General features: G+C 59.0%; 23 protein-coding genes. 15 read left to right on the plus strand and 8 right to left on the minus strand.

What is annotated here, in order from left to right; genetic code table 11:
- Nucleotides 1-89: 89 nt before the first annotated feature.
- The 6 genes from GR197_RS29915 to GR197_RS29935 all read left to right on the plus strand — a co-directional run bounded on the left by GR197_RS29915 (nucleotide 90) and on the right by GR197_RS29935 (nucleotide 4,181).
- Nucleotides 90-926, plus strand: coding sequence for a DUF1236 domain-containing protein (locus GR197_RS29915; protein ID WP_164016200.1), 837 nt, complete (start codon nucleotides 90-92; stop codon nucleotides 924-926).
- Nucleotides 927-975: 49 nt separating this feature from the next.
- A complete protein-coding gene (locus GR197_RS32155; protein WP_204330466.1) occupies nucleotides 976-1,143 on the plus strand; it encodes a hypothetical protein in 168 nt (55 codons plus the stop codon).
- Nucleotides 1,140-1,697: a BA14K family protein gene (locus GR197_RS29920; protein ID WP_164016202.1), complete on the plus strand. Its 558-nt coding sequence runs from the start codon at nucleotides 1,140-1,142 to the stop codon at nucleotides 1,695-1,697. Before GR197_RS32155 ends, GR197_RS29920 begins: the two co-directional genes overlap by 4 nt.
- Before the next feature lie 92 nt (nucleotides 1,698-1,789).
- Nucleotides 1,790-2,104, plus strand: a complete 315-nt coding sequence (locus GR197_RS29925; protein WP_164016204.1) for a hypothetical protein — start codon at nucleotides 1,790-1,792, stop codon at nucleotides 2,102-2,104.
- 113 nt (nucleotides 2,105-2,217) lie between these two features.
- The gene (locus GR197_RS29930) at nucleotides 2,218-3,102 is read left to right on the plus strand and encodes a hypothetical protein (RefSeq protein WP_164016206.1); all 885 of its coding nucleotides are present in this window, start codon (nucleotides 2,218-2,220) and stop codon (nucleotides 3,100-3,102) included.
- Between the two features lie 77 nt (nucleotides 3,103-3,179).
- On the plus strand, nucleotides 3,180-4,181 hold the full coding sequence (locus tag GR197_RS29935) for a L,D-transpeptidase family protein (protein WP_204330467.1): 1,002 nt from the start codon (nucleotides 3,180-3,182) through the stop codon (nucleotides 4,179-4,181).
- A 95-nt stretch (nucleotides 4,182-4,276) separates the two neighbouring features.
- Here GR197_RS29935 and GR197_RS29940 read toward each other — a convergent pair whose 3' ends face one another.
- On the minus strand, nucleotides 4,277-4,927 hold the full coding sequence (locus GR197_RS29940; RefSeq protein ID WP_164016208.1) for a response regulator transcription factor: 651 nt from the start codon (nucleotides 4,925-4,927) through the stop codon (nucleotides 4,277-4,279).
- A 138-nt stretch (nucleotides 4,928-5,065) separates the two neighbouring features.
- Here GR197_RS29940 and GR197_RS32910 point away from each other — a divergent pair, with 138 nt between their 5' ends.
- Both GR197_RS32910 and GR197_RS32915 read left to right on the plus strand, forming a co-directional pair.
- Nucleotides 5,066-5,413, plus strand: a complete 348-nt coding sequence (locus GR197_RS32910) for a hypothetical protein (RefSeq protein WP_432444211.1) — start codon at nucleotides 5,066-5,068, stop codon at nucleotides 5,411-5,413.
- 261 nt (nucleotides 5,414-5,674) lie between these two features.
- The gene (locus tag GR197_RS32915; protein WP_432444212.1) at nucleotides 5,675-5,851 is read left to right on the plus strand and encodes a hypothetical protein; all 177 of its coding nucleotides are present in this window, start codon (nucleotides 5,675-5,677) and stop codon (nucleotides 5,849-5,851) included.
- On the opposite strand, the gene GR197_RS29950 is transcribed toward GR197_RS32915, so the two are convergent.
- Nucleotides 5,848-6,318: a RidA family protein gene (locus GR197_RS29950; protein WP_164016210.1), complete on the minus strand. Its 471-nt coding sequence runs from the start codon at nucleotides 6,316-6,318 to the stop codon at nucleotides 5,848-5,850. The two genes, GR197_RS32915 and GR197_RS29950, sit on opposite strands and share 4 nt — an antisense overlap.
- Nucleotides 6,312-7,037: an SDR family NAD(P)-dependent oxidoreductase gene (locus tag GR197_RS29955; protein WP_164016212.1), complete on the minus strand. Its 726-nt coding sequence runs from the start codon at nucleotides 7,035-7,037 to the stop codon at nucleotides 6,312-6,314. The genes GR197_RS29950 and GR197_RS29955 overlap by 7 nt, the downstream gene beginning before the upstream one ends.
- A gap of 343 nt (nucleotides 7,038-7,380) precedes the next feature.
- Between GR197_RS29955 and GR197_RS29960 the strand changes: the two genes are divergently transcribed.
- The gene (locus tag GR197_RS29960) at nucleotides 7,381-8,088 is read left to right on the plus strand and encodes a type 1 glutamine amidotransferase domain-containing protein (protein WP_164016214.1); all 708 of its coding nucleotides are present in this window, start codon (nucleotides 7,381-7,383) and stop codon (nucleotides 8,086-8,088) included.
- 137 nt (nucleotides 8,089-8,225) lie between these two features.
- Here GR197_RS29960 and GR197_RS29965 read toward each other — a convergent pair whose 3' ends face one another.
- The gene (locus GR197_RS29965) at nucleotides 8,226-9,017 is read right to left on the minus strand and encodes a phenylalanine 4-monooxygenase (protein WP_164016215.1); all 792 of its coding nucleotides are present in this window, start codon (nucleotides 9,015-9,017) and stop codon (nucleotides 8,226-8,228) included.
- Between the two features lie 123 nt (nucleotides 9,018-9,140).
- On the opposite strand from GR197_RS29965, the gene GR197_RS29970 reads away from it, so the two are divergent.
- The gene (locus GR197_RS29970; protein ID WP_164016217.1) at nucleotides 9,141-9,602 is read left to right on the plus strand and encodes an Lrp/AsnC family transcriptional regulator; all 462 of its coding nucleotides are present in this window, start codon (nucleotides 9,141-9,143) and stop codon (nucleotides 9,600-9,602) included.
- 51 nt (nucleotides 9,603-9,653) lie between these two features.
- Here the strand turns inward: GR197_RS29970 and GR197_RS29975 are convergent, their stop codons facing one another.
- Nucleotides 9,654-10,154 carry an Lrp/AsnC family transcriptional regulator gene (locus GR197_RS29975; protein WP_164016219.1) on the minus strand — a complete coding sequence of 167 codons (501 nt, stop codon included), beginning with the start codon at nucleotides 10,152-10,154 and terminating at the stop codon, nucleotides 9,654-9,656.
- Between the two features lie 129 nt (nucleotides 10,155-10,283).
- On the opposite strand from GR197_RS29975, the gene hppD reads away from it, so the two are divergent.
- The 4 genes from hppD (at nucleotide 10,284) to maiA (ending at nucleotide 14,492) form a co-directional block, all read left to right on the plus strand.
- Complete coding sequence (gene hppD, locus GR197_RS29980) at nucleotides 10,284-11,393, plus strand: 4-hydroxyphenylpyruvate dioxygenase (protein WP_164016221.1); 1,110 nt, start codon at nucleotides 10,284-10,286, stop codon at nucleotides 11,391-11,393.
- 64 nt (nucleotides 11,394-11,457) lie between these two features.
- Nucleotides 11,458-12,819: a homogentisate 1,2-dioxygenase gene (hmgA, locus tag GR197_RS29985; RefSeq protein ID WP_164016223.1), complete on the plus strand. Its 1,362-nt coding sequence runs from the start codon at nucleotides 11,458-11,460 to the stop codon at nucleotides 12,817-12,819.
- 18 nt (nucleotides 12,820-12,837) lie between these two features.
- Nucleotides 12,838-13,863 carry a fumarylacetoacetate hydrolase family protein gene (locus tag GR197_RS29990; RefSeq protein WP_164016225.1) on the plus strand — a complete coding sequence of 342 codons (1,026 nt, stop codon included), beginning with the start codon at nucleotides 12,838-12,840 and terminating at the stop codon, nucleotides 13,861-13,863.
- The gene (gene maiA, locus GR197_RS29995) at nucleotides 13,860-14,492 is read left to right on the plus strand and encodes a maleylacetoacetate isomerase (protein ID WP_164016227.1); all 633 of its coding nucleotides are present in this window, start codon (nucleotides 13,860-13,862) and stop codon (nucleotides 14,490-14,492) included. The genes GR197_RS29990 and maiA overlap by 4 nt, the downstream gene beginning before the upstream one ends.
- Before the next feature lie 38 nt (nucleotides 14,493-14,530).
- Here the strand turns inward: maiA and GR197_RS30000 are convergent, their stop codons facing one another.
- On the minus strand, nucleotides 14,531-15,001 hold the full coding sequence (locus GR197_RS30000) for an MEKHLA domain-containing protein (protein WP_164016229.1): 471 nt from the start codon (nucleotides 14,999-15,001) through the stop codon (nucleotides 14,531-14,533).
- Nucleotides 15,002-15,319: 318 nt separating this feature from the next.
- On the opposite strand from GR197_RS30000, the gene GR197_RS30005 reads away from it, so the two are divergent.
- Nucleotides 15,320-16,651, plus strand: a complete 1,332-nt coding sequence (locus GR197_RS30005) for a hypothetical protein (protein ID WP_164016230.1) — start codon at nucleotides 15,320-15,322, stop codon at nucleotides 16,649-16,651.
- A 1,043-nt stretch (nucleotides 16,652-17,694) separates the two neighbouring features.
- On the opposite strand, the gene GR197_RS30010 is transcribed toward GR197_RS30005, so the two are convergent.
- Nucleotides 17,695-18,351, minus strand: a complete 657-nt coding sequence (locus GR197_RS30010; RefSeq protein WP_164016232.1) for a hypothetical protein — start codon at nucleotides 18,349-18,351, stop codon at nucleotides 17,695-17,697.
- A 509-nt stretch (nucleotides 18,352-18,860) separates the two neighbouring features.
- On the minus strand, nucleotides 18,861-19,781 hold the full coding sequence (locus GR197_RS30015) for a hypothetical protein (RefSeq protein ID WP_164016234.1): 921 nt from the start codon (nucleotides 19,779-19,781) through the stop codon (nucleotides 18,861-18,863).
- Nucleotides 19,782-20,002 lie beyond the last annotated feature (221 nt).

Genomic DNA, 20,002 nt, shown 5'->3' on the forward strand with positions numbered 1-20,002 from the left:
CCGCCGCGTTCCCTTCGGAAATCATCGTTTAGATCAGCCGCACGACGACGGCAGCGTCGTCGTGCGGCCGAAAAAGCAAAGAGATTGTTATGAAGAGCAAGACACTCGTCGTCCTGATGACGGCATTTTCGATCGGCGTTTCGCCGGTTGGCATCATTTCCGCCTCGGCGCAGGATGCGCCGATTCTTCCCAAGAAGGGGGCGGCCCAAAGCGGCCAATCCAGCAGTGGTGCGACCCAGCAGCCGGATGCGAGCGGCGCCTCCTCCTCAGGCGGCGCGGACGCATTGACCGGCAAGGGCACGCAGCAGCCTTCGGGCTCTGACGCTAGCTCGTCGGGTGCAACCTCGGGAACCACCACCGACGGATCCTCCGGTAAAGCGGCAACTGAGCCCGGCACCAAGTCACAGTCCGGAAGCTCCGATAGCCCGAAGACACCGAAGTCCGGACAGTCCTCGACAGAAGGTCAGAAGCCGGCCGGCGGCCAAGACACTGGGACATCGACCGGCAGCTCGAACAGCTCTGGCGAAACTCAAAAATCCGGCAATGCCGCCAAGTCTTCCAGCGGTTCGACTGAAACCCCGTCGAACAGCAAGGCGAACGTCGACAACAACACAACGGTCGACAGCAACACAAAGAACGCCGCCAAGACCGAGGCGAACACGACCAACGTCAATATCTCGGTCGAGCAGCAGACGGAAATCCGCACTGTTGTGAAGGATGTTCATGTCGAGCCGGTTCGTGAGACCGATTTCACGGTCTCCGTCGGCACGACCATCCCGAAGAAGATCAGGCTCGAGCCGCTGCCGCCGCGCATCATCGAGATCGTGCCGCAGTACAAGGCCTACCGTTTCTTCCTCCTCGCCGATGGCCGGGTCGTCATCGTCGACCCGTCTGCATTCACCATCGTCTACATCATCTCGGCTTAACGGCCGGTGCCCGGCGGCGAACGGCGCCGTCGGGACCGAGGAGAGGAACATGATCTATTCCGAAGAGAAGTCCGCAGGTCTGGCCCTGCCGCTGATAGCGATCCTTCTGGCGATCGCCGGCATCCTCGCTATGCTTGTCGTCACCGCCGGACGACATGGCAGCACTGCCGGCCGCGTCTGGGTTCCGCAGGCGCAACAGCAGGGGGCGGCACGATGAACGCACTGGCATCTGTCGCTTTTGGGATCGTCAGCTCGGTCGGAGCCTGTATAGCCGCCGCATCCGTTGCCTCCCACGTCGCCGCGGATTCCGAACCGCATGCCTTCCAGGATCTGGCGGAGCCTGATCTCTGGACGACGCAACCGGTAAAAGTGGATCCTCTGCAACAGCCTTATGAGCGCATTGCGCCGCTCTATTCGAGCTATGTCACGGAGATGCCGGCCGTCATGACGGCAACGGCGAAGCCGGAACCCGCACAGCTGCCAAAATTTTCGGCCGAGCACCTCGCCTGGTGCGCGCAACGTTACCGTTCCTTCGATCCTGCGGCCAACACCTATCGATCCTATCGCGGTGAGATCCGCGCCTGTTCTTCGCCAAACCAGCCTGATATCGCCGGGGCCGATGACGGTGAGGGCCTCAAAGTGAATGCGAAGGCGGCGGCTTGGTGCGCCTCTCGCTACAGGTCGTATCGACCGGAAGACAATACATATCAGCCATGGGACGGCCCGCGGCGCACCTGCGACGTGCCGGTCCTCGTGGCGACGAGAAATTGATCATCGCGGTGTCGAGCCGCTGTGGGACCAAAGTCCGTATTGCAAACGCTACGGTTGTGATATCGGTTGTGTTGACGGTCGGGGAGCAGGGGATGGCGACGACGCTGATAACGGAAATCCAGAGGGCGCAGATCAGGCTACGGTCCTTGAGCAGGGCGGATCGAGGAGCCCTTATCATCCGAATTCTGCGCGAGCTGAAGACACATCGGCAAGAGGTTCTCCGCAACGTGCCGGCCGACCACTGCGTCTGGATCGACAGGCTGATCGCTTCCGTTTCCTCCACGATATCGGAAATCATCGGCATGCCGGACAGCGAATTCAATCGTGTCTTGAACGAGTTCGAAAAGCTTATGGCGACGCTGCATGATATTTCGCATGCGGACGATCGATTGAGGATAATTCACTGAGGGGGGAGTTGCCCGCGGCTTGTCGATAGCAAATCGTCGCTCTTGCTGATTGAAAATTGGGGGGTGGTGTCGCCCCTGGGAAACCGATCCCTTCGCGCAAGCGTTCTCCTTCCATGACCGAAACGAAATCCCCGGCTGATCGTGACGAGGCGCCGTCTGCCGATGACGACCCAAAGCCAGGCGCTGACGTTTCCTTTCCTTACGACAGGATGACCGTCGAGCAGTTTCGACGACGCTTCCCCCGTGCCCGCTGGAGCGACGCCCGCAAGGCCTGGTTCGTTCCCGGCCGGACGGCCTCCCGCCGCATCGGACGATGGCTTGCCGAGCTGGAGGCCGAAGCCGACGCCCATGCGGATGCGAAGGGGCGGGACGCCTTCGCCTTCGATCCGATCGACAGTTCATATCTTCAACTCGGCAAGGCTGGCTTTCGAATCCGCACGCCCTATTCGAAAACCGCAGTCGACGAGTTGCGCGAAGTGCCTTTCTCCCGGTGGGACGGCGATCTCAAGATATGGCACGTTCCTTTCCGATCCTATGAGGAACTCAGGCGCAGATGGCCCGATATCGAAGCGGCGGCCCGCAGAAACGAGCCGGAAGAGAGACGACGTCGAGCCGAGGAGCGCAAGGGGACCGCGCTGGATCTCCGCAGCAGGCTCCGCTCCGCAGAACGTAAGCGCCGTCGTTACCCGCTTCCTGCCGACGACCTGCCGCCGTTCGGAAGACCCGTCGCTATCTCCTATGGAATCGTCGTCTTTACCGAGATCACCGGCGAACTTGCCGACCCGGCCGTCGTGGCGGACTTCTATCCAGGCGGGACCGATGATCGGGTCTGGGGATATTGGCGGGTGCCCACCCTTGGAGAACTCGTCCGCATCTGGCCCGGGAAAACGCCTCCGGCTGAAGACGCCACGTGGTGGCTCCCGACGATCGAGGAACTCAGGCCCGCCCGTCGCGCGGCAAGATCGCGTGAAGCCAAGAGCCGTGCGAAGACGCTGTGATCTGGGAAGGACTTGAAGCGACTAAGCCTAAAGTCCGAGTGGCTTTGCTCAATGGAACAAGTTTCGGCGATGGCCATTTGTCGTTTATGAAAACAGCCCTGCCGATATCGCTGCTCGCTCTGCTTATCTCCGTTGGCGATGCCGCCGCGGGGGAACTCAAGCCCGATGCAATCAACGCCGCTTCGATTGCTTCCATCAAAGCCGACAAGCGCTTATCCGAAGATCCGGACCCGGCGATCGTCCGCCTTCAGGTCCTGCTCGACCGTGCCGGCGCGTCTCCCGGCGTCATCGACGGGCTCGCCGGCGAGAACGTCAACAAGGCGGTCGCCGGTTTCGAGGCCATGAACGGGCTTCCTGTCGATGGCAGGCCGGATGCAGAGGTTGTATCCCGCTTGGAAGGCGATGCCCCGATCGTCGAGAGCTATGTCGTCTCGGCGGAAGATGCCAAGGGTCTCGTCGACAAGATACCCGAGGACTATGGCGAGAAGGCCAAGATGCAGAGCTTGGGATATACCAGCGTTGCGGAAAAACTGTCCGAGCGGTTCCACATGGGCATCGATCTCGTCAATGCGCTCAATCCGGCTTCGCAGTTTGCTTCAGGTGATACGGTGTGGGTGGTGAACCCCGGTCCTCCAAGGGAAGGCAAGGTCAAGAGGATCGAGGCCGACAGGAAGACGGGGCAGGTGCTCGCCTATGCCGAGGACGGAGCGCTGCTCGCAGTCTATCCCGCGACGATCGGCAGCGAAGACAACCCGGCGCCGTCGGGTAAGCACAAGGTCAAGGGCGTCGCGAGGATGCCGGTCTACCGCTATGACCCGAAGCGCAACTTCAAGCAGGGAAAGAACGACAAGGTCCTCACCATTCCGAAAGGGCCGAACGGCCCAGTCGGCACCGTCTGGATCGACCTGACCGAGCCGACCTATGGAATCCATGGCACACCGGAGCCAAAGCTGATCGACAAAGTTGGCTCGCATGGCTGCGTACGGTTGACGAACTGGGACGTCGAAGAGCTGGCCGGCATGGTCAAGCCGGGTGTGCTGGTGGACTTCGTCAACCGGAGTTCAGCCGCTCCGAAGTGAGTGGGAAAAGGTGGTAATCCAATCTCTTCTGGCTGTCCGACATCCGCATCGAGTACTTCGAGCACCATTGCACGGTTAGCTGGTCAGCCCATCGATCAGTGCAAAGCTCCAAGACCGATATCAAGTTTCGCTACCATGTTGACCAAGTGCGCGAGAGTCCGCGCGTTCATCTTCCTCATAACCTGACCGCGGTGGGCCTTCACAGTGATCTCACTAATCTGCAATTCAAAAGCCACTTGCTTGTTCAATAACCCCTCAGCGACGAACTTCATGACCTGCCGCTCTCGCAGCGTAAGCGTGCGGTAGCAACCTTCGATGCGGTCTACTTCCGAGACAGCGTGGATAGCCGAACGAATTTCATCAGCGACGGCAATCGGGCCGGATGACTTCGGCACGAAAAAAACACCAAATTTGGTTCCATTCACCGCCATCGCCGGAGCTCCATGCCCGGTGAGAACGATGACAGGGCAGCGAACGGCATAACAGCAAATGAGCTGGGTCAGATTAGATGCGGTCAGGTCAGCCAAGCTTGCGTCAAGAACGATGCAGCCAGGGCTGTCAGTTCGAGGGGACATTAGGAAATCCGATGCGGAGGCTCGCGGCTCCGGCTGCCACCCATGCGAGAAAATTTCCGCGTGCAAGATTGCGCCGAAAGAATTGTCATCACTCACCACAATGACGATATCGTCGGACGCATGCCGTGTAACGTTGCGCGATAAGTTTTGCAGGGTTTCGCCACTGTACATGCCACTCTCCAATGTTGCTGGAATGAGAAGTTCTGCGACGCAGGGCTCTAGGAAAGGAATTACGCTTAGGTCTGACAGTCGTCGTCGAGGTCTGTTGCTGGTCTTCTTTTACTGAACGGCGTTGCGGAAGGCGACTACGTGGTTTCAGAGATTCTGAAAAATCCTGAAATACGCCGCAGCCCAACAAGCGCCGGTGCGCTTGGGATTGCCGGTATTCTTGTATTGATAGCCCTAAATCTGGAATTCGACGAATGGGATCGGATCGCCGCGGGGCAGATTGACTTGGGCTTGTTCGAGTTCAGCGGTTGGGAACTCGAAATCGTCTCCAAGAACGACCTCATGAAGCGTGTCTGGCCACGCGTCGTCGAGAATAACACAATTCAAGTTCATATATCTGCTATTCGAAAGGCGCCTGGCAGGGCGCCACCAGCTGAAAACCATCTCGGGCCGAGGCTATCGTATTCTCGGAAACTGGACCTGCCATAAAAACATTCGCAGGTCCCGACCGCCGTGGCCCCCAAACGCCCTACAATCGGCTGAAGGTTCATTCTGCGCAAATATCCCTGCTTCAGCGTCGGAGCCGGCGCCAGACTGCGACTACGCAAGTGCGAACTCTCATATCGGCATACAGAGTTGTCACGTTGAGGGGGCCAGGCGGGATTGGAAAGACCGTGCTTGCGTCGCAGATCGCCCGCGATCTGCTGCCGACACTCGATGGCGACGCTTTTTTGTGGAGCTGGTATCTCCATGGGCGTCAGGAAGACGTTGCTCGTCATCGACAATTGCGAGCACGTCATCGACGCGGAAGCCGCGATGGTCGAGGCAATTTTGCGCAGCTGTCCGAATGTCTCGGTACTCTCAACGAGCAGCGAACTCCTCCGGATCGAAGGAGAATTCGCCTACCACGTTCCCCCTATTCGCTAGGGTTCGATCTCGAGGATGAGTTCGATTTCGACAGGCATCCCCAGCGGTATACTGGAGACGCCAAGGACGATGCGGGGTGGAATCCTGTCGGCGCCGAAGACGTCGAGCAGCAGTTCAGACGCCCCGTCGGCGACCTTCGGGTGGTCGCGGAATTCACCAGTCGACGCGATATAGACGCCAAGCCTGGCGACGGCGCGGACCGCGTTCAGCGAACCGAGGTGTGTCCTAGCCGCGGCAAGCCCGCTCAGGCAGGCTCCGCGTGCGGCGTCGTAGCCTTCGGCGACCGATAGCTCTTCACCCACTCGCCCGTGGTACATCGGCTCGTGACCGACGACGGGCAGCATTCCACTTAGAAACAGCAGATTGCCGCACTGGACGGACTCGACATACGCCCCGAATGGTGTAGGCGGCGGAGGGAGGGTGATAGCGCGCTCCAGCAGGCGAGCCTCTGCGTCGCGGCCTACCATTTTCCCAGATGTGCGCCGTTGTCGACGTGCAGCACCTCCCCGGTGATGTTGGTCGCCTCGGTGAGATAGACCACGCCGTTTACGATCTCCTGGATCGCCGTGATTGTCCCCATCGGTGAAAGCGACCGCAGAAATTCCGTCGGATTTTTCTCATGGAGGGGGGTGTCGACAACGCCGGGCGACACTGCATTCACGCGGATATTGTCCTTGGCGAACTCCAGTGCCAGGCTCTTGGTGATGGCATTGAGGCCACCCTTGGTGATCATCGGCAAGGATGCGGTCACGCCCGCAATAGGGTGGTCTGTCAGCGACGACGTGATGGTAACGACGCTTCCACCCGACGTCTGCGCGAGCATCTGCTTGATGGCGCTCTGCGTGAAGTGGATGAACCCTTCGACATTGGTCGCGGACAGGCGCTGAAAGTCCTCAATAGTGTATTCGAGGAAGGGCTTCGTCACGAAGATTCCTGCGTTGTTGACCAGCACGTCGATCGATCCGAACCTTTCGACCGCTCGCTGCGCCACATGCTTCGCAGTCTCGGGATCTCCGACATCACCATCTATCAACTCCAGCCGCGCCGCGCGGTCGAACGTTGTCGTTTCGCTGACGCGCCTCGATGTCCCGACGACGTTGTATCCCTTGTCGAGAAAGGTTTTCACCAAGCCGGCGCCAATCCCTTGGGATGCGCCGGTAATCACGACTGTTTTTTGCAGGCTCATATCCGTCTCCTTGCTGGTCCGCGACGGTGCCTCGCCTGCCGCCATCGGGCGGGGGCGTTGATCGCCGAACTGTGGTGCTTTGCCGGCCAAGAGCCGAAAACGGTCTGGGCGCCTCCGCCTTCCGTTCGGTAGAACCATCGCGCCAAACCCCGTCGAGAGCTATTGTACGAAGGTGTCCCCTATACCTTCGGTGGGCTCGCCGGATGGAATACGGGCGGCGCAATGAGCAACCAACACCAAGGTATCGCCGATACCAACGTACAACTGTGGCGGTGGCGGAGATTTGACATACTTACTCACACGCAGCCGGTTTTGACTGCGGTCGAACAAAAGGAGTCCACAGATGAAGATCCTGATGGTGTTTACCTCGCACGACATTCTTGGCAACACCGGTCGAAAGACGGGTTTTTGGCTCGAGGAAGGCGCTGCCCCCTACTATGTATTTCGCGATGCCGGCGCTGAACTGACGCTTGCTTCGCCCAAGGGCGGCCAGCCGCCGGTCGATCCGAAGAGCGATCTGCCGGAGAACCAAACGGAGGCCATGGCGCGTTTTAAACAAGACGCCGCGGCGCAGAAGGATTTCGCCAGCACCTTGAAGCTAGCCGACATGCGCTCGGAAAATTTCGACGCAGTTTTCTACCCCGGCGGTCACGGACCGATGTGGGATCTGGTCGACAATCCGGATTCAATCTCTCTGATCGAGTCTTTCTATAATTCCGGCAAACCCGTGGCTGCCGTGTGCCACGCACCTGGCGTGTTGCATCGGGTGACATACAAGGGTGCCCCGATCGTCAAAGGAAAACGGGTCACCGGTTTCGCCAACAGCGAGGAGGAAGAAGTTCAGCTCACGCATGTCGTGCCGTTCCTCGTCGAAGATGAACTGAAGCGGCTCGGCGGATTATATGAAAAAGCGCAGAACTGGCAGAGCTTTGCCATCACCGACGGCCGGTTGATCACCGGACAGAATCCTGCGTCGTCGACGGCTGGGGCGCAGGCTCTGGTCAAACTACTGTCCGCGGAGAAGGTGGCGATCGGTTCGAGCGCTGCGTGATTGACCACCGATGTAGCTAAGCTGCCGCATGTGGCCACAGAAGTGATCCTTGCGTCCATGTCAGCGCATCTCTGCCGGATATCACAATCCCGAGCGAACTGGGTGGACGGCGACTGATGGTCGCCGTCGTCCCTTATTCACGACGCCTTGGCTTCGAAAGCGGGGGCGAAATCACCGAGCGATTTCGCCTTGAGGATCGTGGCCTCGATATCCTGCTCCACGATTGCTTCCAGATCGGCGAAGCTGTCGATGACGTAGTAGATCGGCTGCAGGATATCGATGCGGTAGGGCGTCCTCAGCACGCTCAGCAGATCGAATGGGCGAAACTCGCAGGCCGTGCCCTCCGTTGCCGCCTTGGCTTCGCTTGGCGATGAGACGATGCCTGCGCCGAAGCAGCGGCGGCCTTGCGGTGTGTTGATCAGCCCGAATTCGACGGTGAACCAGAAGATCCGGAACAGATGCCAGGAATAACCCTTGCCGAGGCGGACGGCAGTTTCACCGAAATGGCGGACGAAATTGGCATAGCTCTGGTTGGTCAGCAGCGGGCAATGGCCGAACACCTCGTGGAAGAGGTCCGGTTCCTCGATATAATCGATATGCTCGCGGCGGCGCAGGAAGGTTGCCAGCGGGAATTTGCCTTGCGACAGAAGCTCGTAAAAGCGCGAGGGCGGAATGAGCGCCGGCACGCCTTCGACGCCGAAGCCGGTGGTCTCGTTCAGGCGTCTGTTCACATCGAGAAGCTGCGGCACCTTCTCCGGCTTGAGCCCCAGCAATGTGACGCCGTCCAGATATTCGCGGCAGGCGGTATCGGCCAGCATCTTCATCTGGCGCCGGTAGAGTTCGCCCCAGATCGCATCTTCCTCGGGTGTGTAGTCATAGAGGCCGTCCGGGCCGGGCAGTTTGGCGGTGTAGCTGCTTTCCTTGGTCATAGGCTGATCTTCCCGAAGCATGACGACGTCGCTGCCATTATCCTCCAGCTTTTCCGGATTTTCTTTTCTTTCCTGCTGGCTTTGGTCATGATGGTGGGAAATATTCCCGAACCGGGGCAAAAAATGAAAGAAACTGGGAACTTTCACCGCACGCTTCTGCAACTCATCCAGGCCGACGGCAGCCTGTCGCTGGCAGATCTGGCTGAGAAGGCCGGCATGTCGCAGAGCTCGGCGTGGCGGAAGATCCAGGAGTTGGAAGCCGACGGCGTCATCCGCAAGCGCGTGACACTGCTCGATCCCAGCAAACTCGACCTCAAGCTTTGCGTGATCGCCCATGTCACCCTGGAGGATCATCACGAAGAGGCAGTCGCCTCTTTCGCTTCGGTGGTGCTGGAGCGGCCGGAGATCATGGAATGTTACGCCCTGTCGGGCGCTTTCGATTATATGCTGAAGATCCGGGCGAGGGACGTCGAAAGCTACGAAGCCTTCATGACGCGCTACCTCATGCGCAACCCGCATGTGCGCACAGTGGTTTCGAGCTTCGTGCTGCGCGAGCTGAAATTCTCGACCGAACTGCCGCTCTGACGCCTAAAGAAAGTCACTGGCCGGTGATGGCGCAAAGCGGTGCCGTTAAGATCATCGCGCGCTATCGCCATGACTGCTACCCGGCATGCGCACCGGAAAGCCTTCGAAGGTCTTCAGCGTGTCGAGCACGATAGAGGTCTTCACGTGCTGGACCGACTCGTGCGGCAAAAGAACGTCGTTTACGAATTTTGAAAGGTCGGCGAGACCGCGGGCGGCCACCTTGAGGTGGTAGTCCATTTCCCCCGTCAAAGCATAGGCTTCGAGAACTTCCGGCAGCCCGTTGATCAACTGCGAAAATCGGCGGGCATTGTCTCTGTTGTGGGTCGCCAGCGTCACGGAAATGACCACCAGCATATCCAGCCCCAGCTTTTCCCGGTCGAGATAGGCCCGGTAGCTGCGAATATAGCCCTCGGCCTCCAGTCTCGTGCGCCGGCGCGAGCATTGCGAGGGTGAAAGCGCAATCCGCTCCCCCAGTTCGTTATTCGTCAGCCTGCCGTCTTTTTGCAATTCCTGGAGCAGGCGCAAATCCAACTTGTCGAGCTGTTCATCCATTGCACGAAATCTCCAGAATACTCACGAACCGTGCATAATATCTTCTCCTGACATGAAGAATGCAAGGATTTTGCACGTGTTTTGCGCCACACTTTGCGCAGTCAAACTCCATCTCGTCAGGAGGAAAAAATGGGTCCTTTCCCGCATGATGCGCCGCCATCCGAAATCACCGCGGACAACCCGGCCGGCACCGACGGTTTCGAATTCGTCGAGTTCGCGCATCCCGAACCCGAGAAGCTCAGCGAACTTTTCACGCGCATGGGCTATGTCGCGGTCGCCAGGCACAAGACGAAAGACATCACCGTCTGGCGCCAGGGTGACATCAACTATGTCGTCAATGCCGAGCCCGGCAGCCATGCCGCCCGCTTCGTCGGGCAACATGGTCCCTGCGCCGCATCGATGGCCTGGCGTGTCGTCGACGCCAAACACGCTTTCGACCACGCAGTGTCGAAAGGCGCCACTCCCTATGAGGGTGATGACAAGCTGCTCGACGTCCCGGCGATTGTCGGTATCGGCGGCTCGCTGCTCTATTTCGTCGAGACCTATGGCGCCAAGGGTTCGGCTTACGATGCCGAGTTCGATTGGCTTGGTGAGCCCAACCCGCGCCCCGAGGGGATCGGCTTCTATTATCTCGATCACCTGACCCACAATGTCTTCCGCGGCAACATGGACAAGTGGTGGGATTTTTACCGCCAGCTGTTCAATTTCAAGCAGATCCACTTCTTCGACATTGACGGCCGCATCACCGGTCTGGTCAGCCGCGCCATCACCTCGCCCTGCGGCAAGATCCGCATTCCGCTGAACGAATCGAAGGACGACACCAGCCAGATCGAGGAATATCTGAAGAAGTACCGGGGCGAGGGCATCCAGCACATCGCCGTCGGCACCGAGGATATTTACGGCGCCACCGACAGGCTTGCCGACAACGGGCTGCGCTTCATGCCGGGGCCGCCGGAGACCTATTACGACATGTCCTATGAACGTGTGAACGGCCATAGCGAACCCATCGAACGCATGAAGAAACACGGCATCCTCATCGACGGCGAAGGCGTGGTGAATGGCGGCATGACAAAAATCCTGCTGCAGATCTTCTCTAAAACCGTCATCGGCCCGATCTTCTTCGAATTCATCCAGCGCAAGGGCGACGAAGGTTTCGGCGAAGGCAATTTCCGGGCCCTGTTCGAGTCGATCGAGGCCGATCAGATCAAGCGTGGTGTCATCGGGACGGCAGCGGAGTAAGCTCCGCCCGCGCCGCGCTTCTGAGAGATCGCGGCGCTGGGGGGATTGAGGGAGGAGTTGAGCAATGGACCAGACATCGATCCAGGCTTCCGGCGGTGAAGCTGCGACGGCAAGCACGCTGAAATATATGCCGGGCTTCGGCAACGACTTCGAAACCGAGTCGCTTCCCGGCGCCTTGCCGCAGGGGCAAAACAGCCCGCAGAAATGCAATTACGGTCTTTATGCCGAGCAGCTTTCCGGCTCGCCCTTCACCGCGCCACGCGGGACGAACGAGAGGTCCTGGCTTTACCGCATTCGCCCGAGCGTGCGCCACACCCGCCGCTTCTCCAACGCTTCCTACCCGCTCTGGAAGACCGCGCCTTGCCTCGACGAACATTCGCTGCCTCTCGGCCAGCTTCGCTGGGATCCGATCCCCGCACCAACGGAGAAGCTGAGCTTTCTGGAAGGGGTACGGACCATCACGACGGCAGGCGACGCCGTGACCCAGGTCGGCATGTCGGCCCATGCCTATGTCTTCAACGAGGACATGGTCGACGACTACTTCTTCAATGCCGATGGCGAACTGCTGATTGTGCCGCAGCTCGGCGCCCTCAGGGTGTTCACCGAAATGGGCATCATGGATGTCGAGCCCTTGGAGATATGCCTCATCCCCCGCGGCATGATGTTCAAGATCCTGAGGACCGGCGAGCAGGCGGTCTGGCGCGGCTATATATGCGAGAACTACGGTGCCAAATTCACGCTGCCGGACCGCGGGCCGATCGGCGCCAACTGCCTGGCGAACCCGCGCGACTTCAAGACGCCGGTCGCAGCCTTCGAGGACAAGGAAACGCCGTGCCGCGTCCATGTGAAGTGGTGCGGAAAATTCTATGTGACAGAGATCGGCCATTCGCCGCTCGACGTGGTGGCCTGGCACGGCAACTACGCCCCGTTCAAATATGACCTCCGGACGTTTTCTCCGGTCGGCGCCATCCGCTTCGATCATCCCGATCCGTCGATTTTCTCGGTGCTGACGGCGCCGACCGAAGATGCCGGCACGGCGAATGTCGATTTCGTGATCTTTCCGCCGCGCTGGCTGGTCGCCGAGCACAGCTTCCGTCCACCCTGGTATCACCGCAACATCATGAGCGAGTTCATGGGCCTGATCCATGGCCAGTATGATGCCAAGGAAGAGGGCTTCGTGCCTGGCGGCATGAGCCTGCACAACATGATGCTGCCGCACGGGCCGGACGCGCTCGCCTTCGAAAAGGCAGCCAATGCCGAGCTCAAACCGGTGAAGCTCGATCACACCATGGCCTTCATGTTCGAGACCCGATACCCGCAGCAGCTGACGAAATACGCTGCCGAGCTGGAAACGCTGCAGGAGGACTATCTGGAATGCTGGGACGGCCTGGAGCGCAAGTTCGACGGCACCCCCGGCATCAAGTGATAGCATCGGAATTGGAACATGAAACTCGCGACCTTGAAGGACTCCACCAGGGACGGCCGCCTCGTCGTCGTGTCCCGCGACCTGACCCGCTGCTCTGAAGTTGGCCACATCGCCCGGACCCTGCAGGCAGCACTTGATGACTGGCAGCACGTGGCGCCGAGGCTCCAGCTGATTGCCGAAGGCATCGAGACCGGAGCCCAGCCGACGCTCCGTTTTCACGAGCATGACGCCACGTCACCCTTGCCGCGGGCCTATCAATGGGCCGACGGTTCCGCTTACGTCAACCATGTCGAATTGGTGCGCAAAGCGCGCGGCGCCGAGATGCCGGCAAGCTTCTGGACCGATCCGCTGATGTATCAAGGCGGCTCGGATGCGTTCCTCGCGCCGCGAGACCCAATCGTCGCCACCGACGAGGCCAATGGGATCGATATGGAGGGCGAGGTCGCCGTCATCACCGGCGATGTTGCGATGGGGGCGAGCCCAGAAGCGGCACGCGACGCCATCCGCCTGGTAATGCTGGTCAACGACGTGTCGCTGCGCGGTCTGATCCCGGATGAACTGGCAAAGGGGTTCGGCTTCTTCCAGTCGAAGCCCGCATCGGCATTTTCGCCTGTTGCGCTGACGCCGGACGAGTTGGGAGAGTCGTGGGATGGCGGCAAGCTGCATCTGCCGCTGCTCGTCAGCCTGAACGGCAGGCCCTTCGGCAAGGCCAATGCCGGCATCGACATGACCTTCGATTTCGGCCAGCTGATCGCCCATGCCGCCAAAACCCGAAATCTGACGGCCGGAACGATCATCGGCTCGGGAACGGTTTCCAACAAGCGGGACGGCGGCGCGGGCAGGCCGGTCGAAGACGGCGGCGACGGCTACTCCTGCATCGCCGAGATCCGCATGATCGAGACGATCGAAACCGGCTCGCCGAAGACCGCCTTCATGCGGTTCGGTGACCAGGTCCGCATCGAGATGAAAGACAGTGCCGGCCATTCGATCTTCGGGGCGATCGAGCAGACCGTCGAACGCTATGGCGGAGCGAGGGCGGAATGAGCGAGGTCGTTCTTTACGACTACTGGCGATCGTCGGCGAGCTATCGCGTCCGCATCGCGCTCAACCTGCTGGAGATCGACTACAGGACGGTGCCGGTCAATCTGCTGGAGGGCGCGCACAGGAAGCCGGACTATCTCACGCTCAATCCGCAGGGGCTCGTGCCGACCCTGGTGATCGATGGAAGGCCGCTGACGCAGTCGCTTGGTATCATCGAATATCTGGCCGAGCTCCGGCCGGAACGCGGATTGCTGCCACCTGATATTGCCGACCGCCAGCATGTGCGTGCGCTTGCCTATGCAATCGCCATGGACATCCATCCGATCTGCAATATGCATGTCGTGGGCCATCTGATGGCCGTGACGGAAAAGGAAGGCGCCCGCGAAGAATGGATGCGGTACTTCATCGCCGACGGGCTTCGCAAACTGGAGACGATGATAGGGGGACATGACGGCGCCTTCAGCTTTGGCGACTCGCCGACGATGGCAGACCTTTGCCTTATCCCGCAAGTTTACAACGCCCGCCGCTGGGGCGTCGATCTGTGCAATTTAAAGCGCATAGTAGATATCGATGCCCGATGCGCCGAATTGCCGGCCTTTCAGGCGGCACATCCTGACCGCGTGAAGCCGTGACTTCACCGGCGGCGAGGCAAGTCAGGCTGGACTGCCAACTACTCGTTCCGCCACGAAGAAAATGTCGCAGCCTGGCCCAACCGTTTGCCCTTTTCATCGACAAGCTGCCAGACGGTCACCTTCTCGATCCAGAAGCGGCGCCCCGATTTCGCGATCCTGACGCCGCGACCATTCTCGACAAAACCGTCGCGCGTCACGCTATCCAGCAGCCGCTGACGCTCGGCGCGATCGGGCTGCTCGGCCGAAAGCCGCGACGGCAGCGAGACGAATTCTTCCCAGCCATATTCGAAGCATGTCTGGGCGGTCCTGTTCGCGTAGATGAAGCGCGGGTCGGGCTCGGTATTGTGGGCGAGGACCACGAAAGGCGCGTAGTTGTAAAGCCAGTCCGGCCCCTGTCCGTCCTGGACAAGACGACGGCCGACGATGCGCTGGTAGCTGCCGGTGAGCAGGGAGAAGAAGTCGAGGTCGCTCGTCAGGTCGAAGGCGTGATTGTCATAGGGTGAAGTCACGAACTGCCTCGTTGATCAAAAGCTTCGATGCAGGCGGCATAGCCGATATTCATTGCACAGGTCTATGATGCCTTGTGAACCGCGATCCTCCCGGCGAGCACCGCCGTTTACCTTGTCCCATCACTTCTGATTGTGACGCTTGCCAGAAGATCGCCCGTTGTGCATTGATCTTAAGCTGCTGGGGGTCGCCATCAACATTCTCTGCGAAGCCATTGTTCTTCAGACCGTAATGGGCGTCGGGGGTCGCCGATGATGCCGGGCTTCCCGGCTATACAGAACTGCCAAGCTATGCTGCGAATGACGACAGGAGAAATACAGGTGCTTGAGGGCTGGGGAAGAATGCGCAAATCCGTCTCGTTGATATCGATGCTGCTGGCGTTCGTCGCTGTGGCCGGAGAGGGGCACGCAGCAATTTCCTACCAACGTCTGGACGGCGCGCCGGGAGAGCGTGGTCTGGTGATAAAGGGCGTGTTTGAAGTCTCCGACGATCCGACGCAGCTTGTCGACGAATACAGGCAGTATCAAGCGGACTATATCAGCTTTGACTCGCCCGGCGGAAACGTGGTCACCGCGATCAGCTTCGGCCGCGCCATCCGCGCACTGAATGCAAGAACGATCCAGATCCGAGCCATGGAATGTGCATCGGCTTGCGCCTTCGCCTTCGCCGGCGGCGTTGAAAGGTTTGCCGAGCCGGGTTCCATCGGCGTGCATCGGGTTTCCCTATCCGACGACGACCCCATGGACAACAAATTGGCAGTCTCATCCGTTCAATCGCTGACCGGCGAGATCATCGGCTATCTCACCGACATGGGGGTAAGCCCCAATCTGCTGCAGCTCAGCCTGTCGATCGACAGCGCCGATATAAGGTATCTCACCGCCGCGGAAATGCGGGACTGGAACATCAACACGCCCGAGAACATACCCTCGCCACCGGAAAGCGCGCCGCCGCCGACCGCCGCGCCTGAGGTGAGCGCAACACCCGCCGTCATGCCACCGGACTCAAGCCATTCTGAGGAGGCGGGCGCATCCGAACCCGGCGACCTGACCACGGAAGCGGTTGATTTCGTCAACCGATACAATGACGAATGGTCGAAAGACAGCGCCTCGGCGTTGGCCTTCATGAGGGACGTCTATGCCGACGAGGTCTCCTTCTTCGGAAACCCGGTCGACAAAGACGTCGTGCTAAAGGACAAGGCGACCTTCGCCCAACGCTGGCCGCAGCGCATCTACAGCGTCAAGCCGGGCTCCGTCACTGCCAGCTGTGCCGGAAAATGCGAAATGTCGGGAGTTGTCGAGTGGTTTGCCGGAAACAGGGACACGGGTAAGACTTCCTCCGGCATGGCGGATTTCTCCTTCGTGTGGAACACGGCCTCTCTGCAGATCGAGTCCGAGACCGGAAAGGTACTCACCACGGACAAGGGGGCCAAGGCGCCGGATCGGTTGATCCATCAGTGGACAGGACTGGACGACATTTGCCGAACGAGTGTCGATCGCGAGGGTGCCGAGACGCTACCGGCATGCAAGCGGCGCGATGAACTCGGTCCGCTGCTCAACCGCGTCGACTGGTGCTACGGCCATAAAGGCGAAGCCGAAATAAACTGGGAGTGGCAAAAATGCGATGCGAATTCCCGCCGATATACGAGCAAGTAGCGCGCAGGCCCAAAGACGAGCGACGCGGGGACAGTTTGCCCCATCCACTACGCGACAGGCGGAATGAAAGCCGATATTGAACTCGGGCTGAAGAAACCGGGCCGAGCCGCAAGCCATCTGAGGGCGCGAGCTGACGCGTATCAAGTCCCCCGCGGGGTCACCGTTGGCAAAGCCGCGAAGGCGAATAACGCGCCCATCTAAATCCCTGCTTTGGGATCCCGGCCTTGCTGTGATGAAATGCGCATAGACTTGGCTCCTGCGGCTCAATGCCTCACGCGATTGACGCGTTTAGACGCCATCGGTACGCATGCTCATAAGCAACAGGAGACCGATGATGCGAACTTTGGCTGCGGCATTTTCCGCTCTGGTAATTCCGACACTGGCGGGTTGTACGACGACCTCGGGTGGCATTACCACGGAGAACAGGAGCCTTGCTGCGGTTAGCGCTGAACGGACGCGACTGGGGCAGGCTTGGCACCTCAAAGCCGATTGCTCACAATCGACCCGGCCGAACGTTCGAACACTCTCTCCGCCAGATCATGGTAAACTCGAAATCGTACCTGAAGATATACTCGCGAATTCGAAAAAGTTTCCAAAATGCGCCGGAGTGAAAGCCCCAGGCATGGTTGTTTACTACACTTCTGCAGCCGGATACATCGGCCCTGACAAAGCAACTTACAGGGAGTCTTATGGAGACGGTGTCGTTCGCGACGTGACTTTCGGCCTAAACGTAGTCAAGTAGACGGCGTGGCATTTCATCAGCTCTCATTGCGGCGCCGTGTTGAACCGCAACACCCGCCCAAAGATCATGCCGTTCGAACGCCAAGCGGGCATCGGTGGCATAGGCTACATAATAGCGCATTTCCGTCAGCTTTTTTCTACAAGTACAGGAAGAACCATATTCATCAAAATTGTTGTTGCCCCCGACAATAGGATCAAGTTCGGAGAACGAGCCGGAAGCACGAAACTTTGCAGCCCCTAAACTGTCTGGAGCTGCTTCCGGCTGATCCTATCAAGGCCCCAAATTGGCTGCCGCGTCCGGTTCAAGGATGCGGCGATGGAGCTTTTGGACCGGCGGGCAGCTCAAGTTCATTTCGTGCGACCTCAAATTGATTGTCAAGAAATTCCAACAACTTCTCTCCGAGAAGCGTAAGCTCGCTATCTGCTTCCGACCATTTGTAGATTGACCCATCCTGAAGCGATAGAACTGCAAAATCATCGGGCCTGTTTTCTAGCGGATACCGTGTCGCCACGGTGCTGAGTGCTGCTTTTACCAACTGGCTGCTCAGACGGTGCTGCATATTCCAAAGATGCACCGCGGTTCGGCGTCCGTCCATCTCCAGCAGAAAGTTGGGTGTGAATTCTACTTTGTACAACCCCTTTGGGCTGGAGAACAGCAGGCCTGCGGTGGACTCAAGTAGGCCCGAATTCTGCTTCCTCCATTCAACGAAGCGCTTGAGTCCACGCCGAGCCGACTCGCGCTCGGAAAGCTTTGTGATTTGCGCCGTGGAATCGAGTACCTGTTGAAAGGAAAGTTCGCCGAGAGCGATCTGCTGAACCCTGGACTTGAGGCTCTTATGGTAATCATATCCGCCTTTGCTAGGTTGATACCGGTCACGTACGAGGCGTCTTTGGGGCTTCGGGTTCGCGTTGAGGAGTTTCATGAACGCAGAAAACCCGAACTTAGGAATCTGAGCCATTGCTCATCCTTTTCGTTGATAACTGCCGAAACCCAACTCGACTCTTGTACGCGACTCTCCATATAATGGCCTTGCTACAGGGTGGAGAACGTTACTCCGCTTTACGAATGGCTTCAGCTTATTCGTAACAGCAAAAGCCGGATCCGATAGGGTTCGGCTTTTGTATTTCTGGGCCGCGCTGCGGCGGTGATCAATTCAACCTCATCTCGAGAGTTTCTGATTTGTTCTACAGTTGATTTTCCGCGCAATTCGCGCGGAAAATCTTGATTAATGCTCTTGGAGCACCTGATGCGGGAAAGGTGAGCTTATTGCGCCGCTTTTCCTGCACCAGATTCTGCTTTGTCGCGTCCCGACAAGAAACCCTCCGACCGATTCTCAACCCCTTGTTTTTTCAGTCGCCCTTCCGCGAGAGTCCAACCAGTTGCCCTCCCGTCCAGACTAAATTCCCTCCGAAGTCAAAAAAAGGCCCGGCAGAGCCGGGCCAGAAAAGTTAGCGATACAAACGGGGGCTAGCAGTCGTCGAGTTCACATCGACGATAGAAAGTCGCACCGACGGCGTCTCTGACGATTGCGGGGACTATCCCGCGTTCTTCGAGATCCCTCTTCACCGTTCTGAAGTGCTCACCTCTCTCGCGGGCCAAGTTGAACAGAGAAATAAATTCCGTCTGGAAGCCTGCCATGGTTGCGGGTCGGATGATGCGTTGTGGACATCGGTTCACGGGATTGATCGCGGTCTCAACCTTAAGATGCCCAAGTTCGATAAGCTTCCACAACACCTTGTCGTTAATAGCGAGCTGCCTCTCCGCTTCAGTTAGGCTGAGACCCCCATGATCTGGCAGGCGCGTCAGTTGGCGAACTTCGTCGACGTCGAAGAGCAAGGCGTCGAGTCCATATACATGATGATCGACGGCCACCCTCGCTATCTTGCCGTCAAGGAGCAGATCCAGCACCTCGGAGAACTTGCAGTTCGCTCGACGGGTCACGCTCGCGATCGAGACCATGCCTTCGTGGCCGGTGCTGCATGTGACGCGCGCCGTTACTTTCGTCAGGAACTCCTGAAGATCTTGTCTTCGGTAGAACGGGTTCAGACCGGTCTCTCGTCCGCCGTTCAGGATGCTAGGAATATATCCTTCATGGGACAGGGTGTTCCATAACGTTCTGCCAGCTCCGAGAAACTCCCGTGCTTCCGTCCAGCTCAGCGCCTCGTGAACCGTCTCCAGGAGTGCGTCGATCTTTTGAGCCGGCAGGAGTACGCGCTCGTCTGTCAGACCGGCGTGGTCGCGGCTGGTCAGTCCGGCGTTCTTCACGATCTTTCGCAGCGTCTTGGGATGGACGCCGTAGGACTTCGATGCCGACATTATCGAATGAACTCGCCTTTCGTCTATCGGCCCGAACATGTCGTCGCCCGGTCCGAACGGAAGAGCGTTCAACGACACCTCGTACATGATCTTGCGGATGGCTTCGAACGCCGGATCGTCGGTCTCATGGGCGAGACGCTCGTAAAGGCGGCCGTAAAGGACTCTTTGTTGATTTCCACTGAGAGCTGACCCGGCGTTTCCACCGAGAAGTGACCCGCCTTTAGGTATCGTTTGTGCTGGTCGTAGTGGTCAAGGTCCTGCGTTTCTCCTTCGTTGTTTTGGGCTCATGGGCC

The sequence above is a fragment of the Rhizobium phaseoli genome, assembly GCF_010668805.1.
Classification (GTDB): Bacteria; Pseudomonadota; Alphaproteobacteria; order Rhizobiales; family Rhizobiaceae; genus Rhizobium; species Rhizobium phaseoli_A.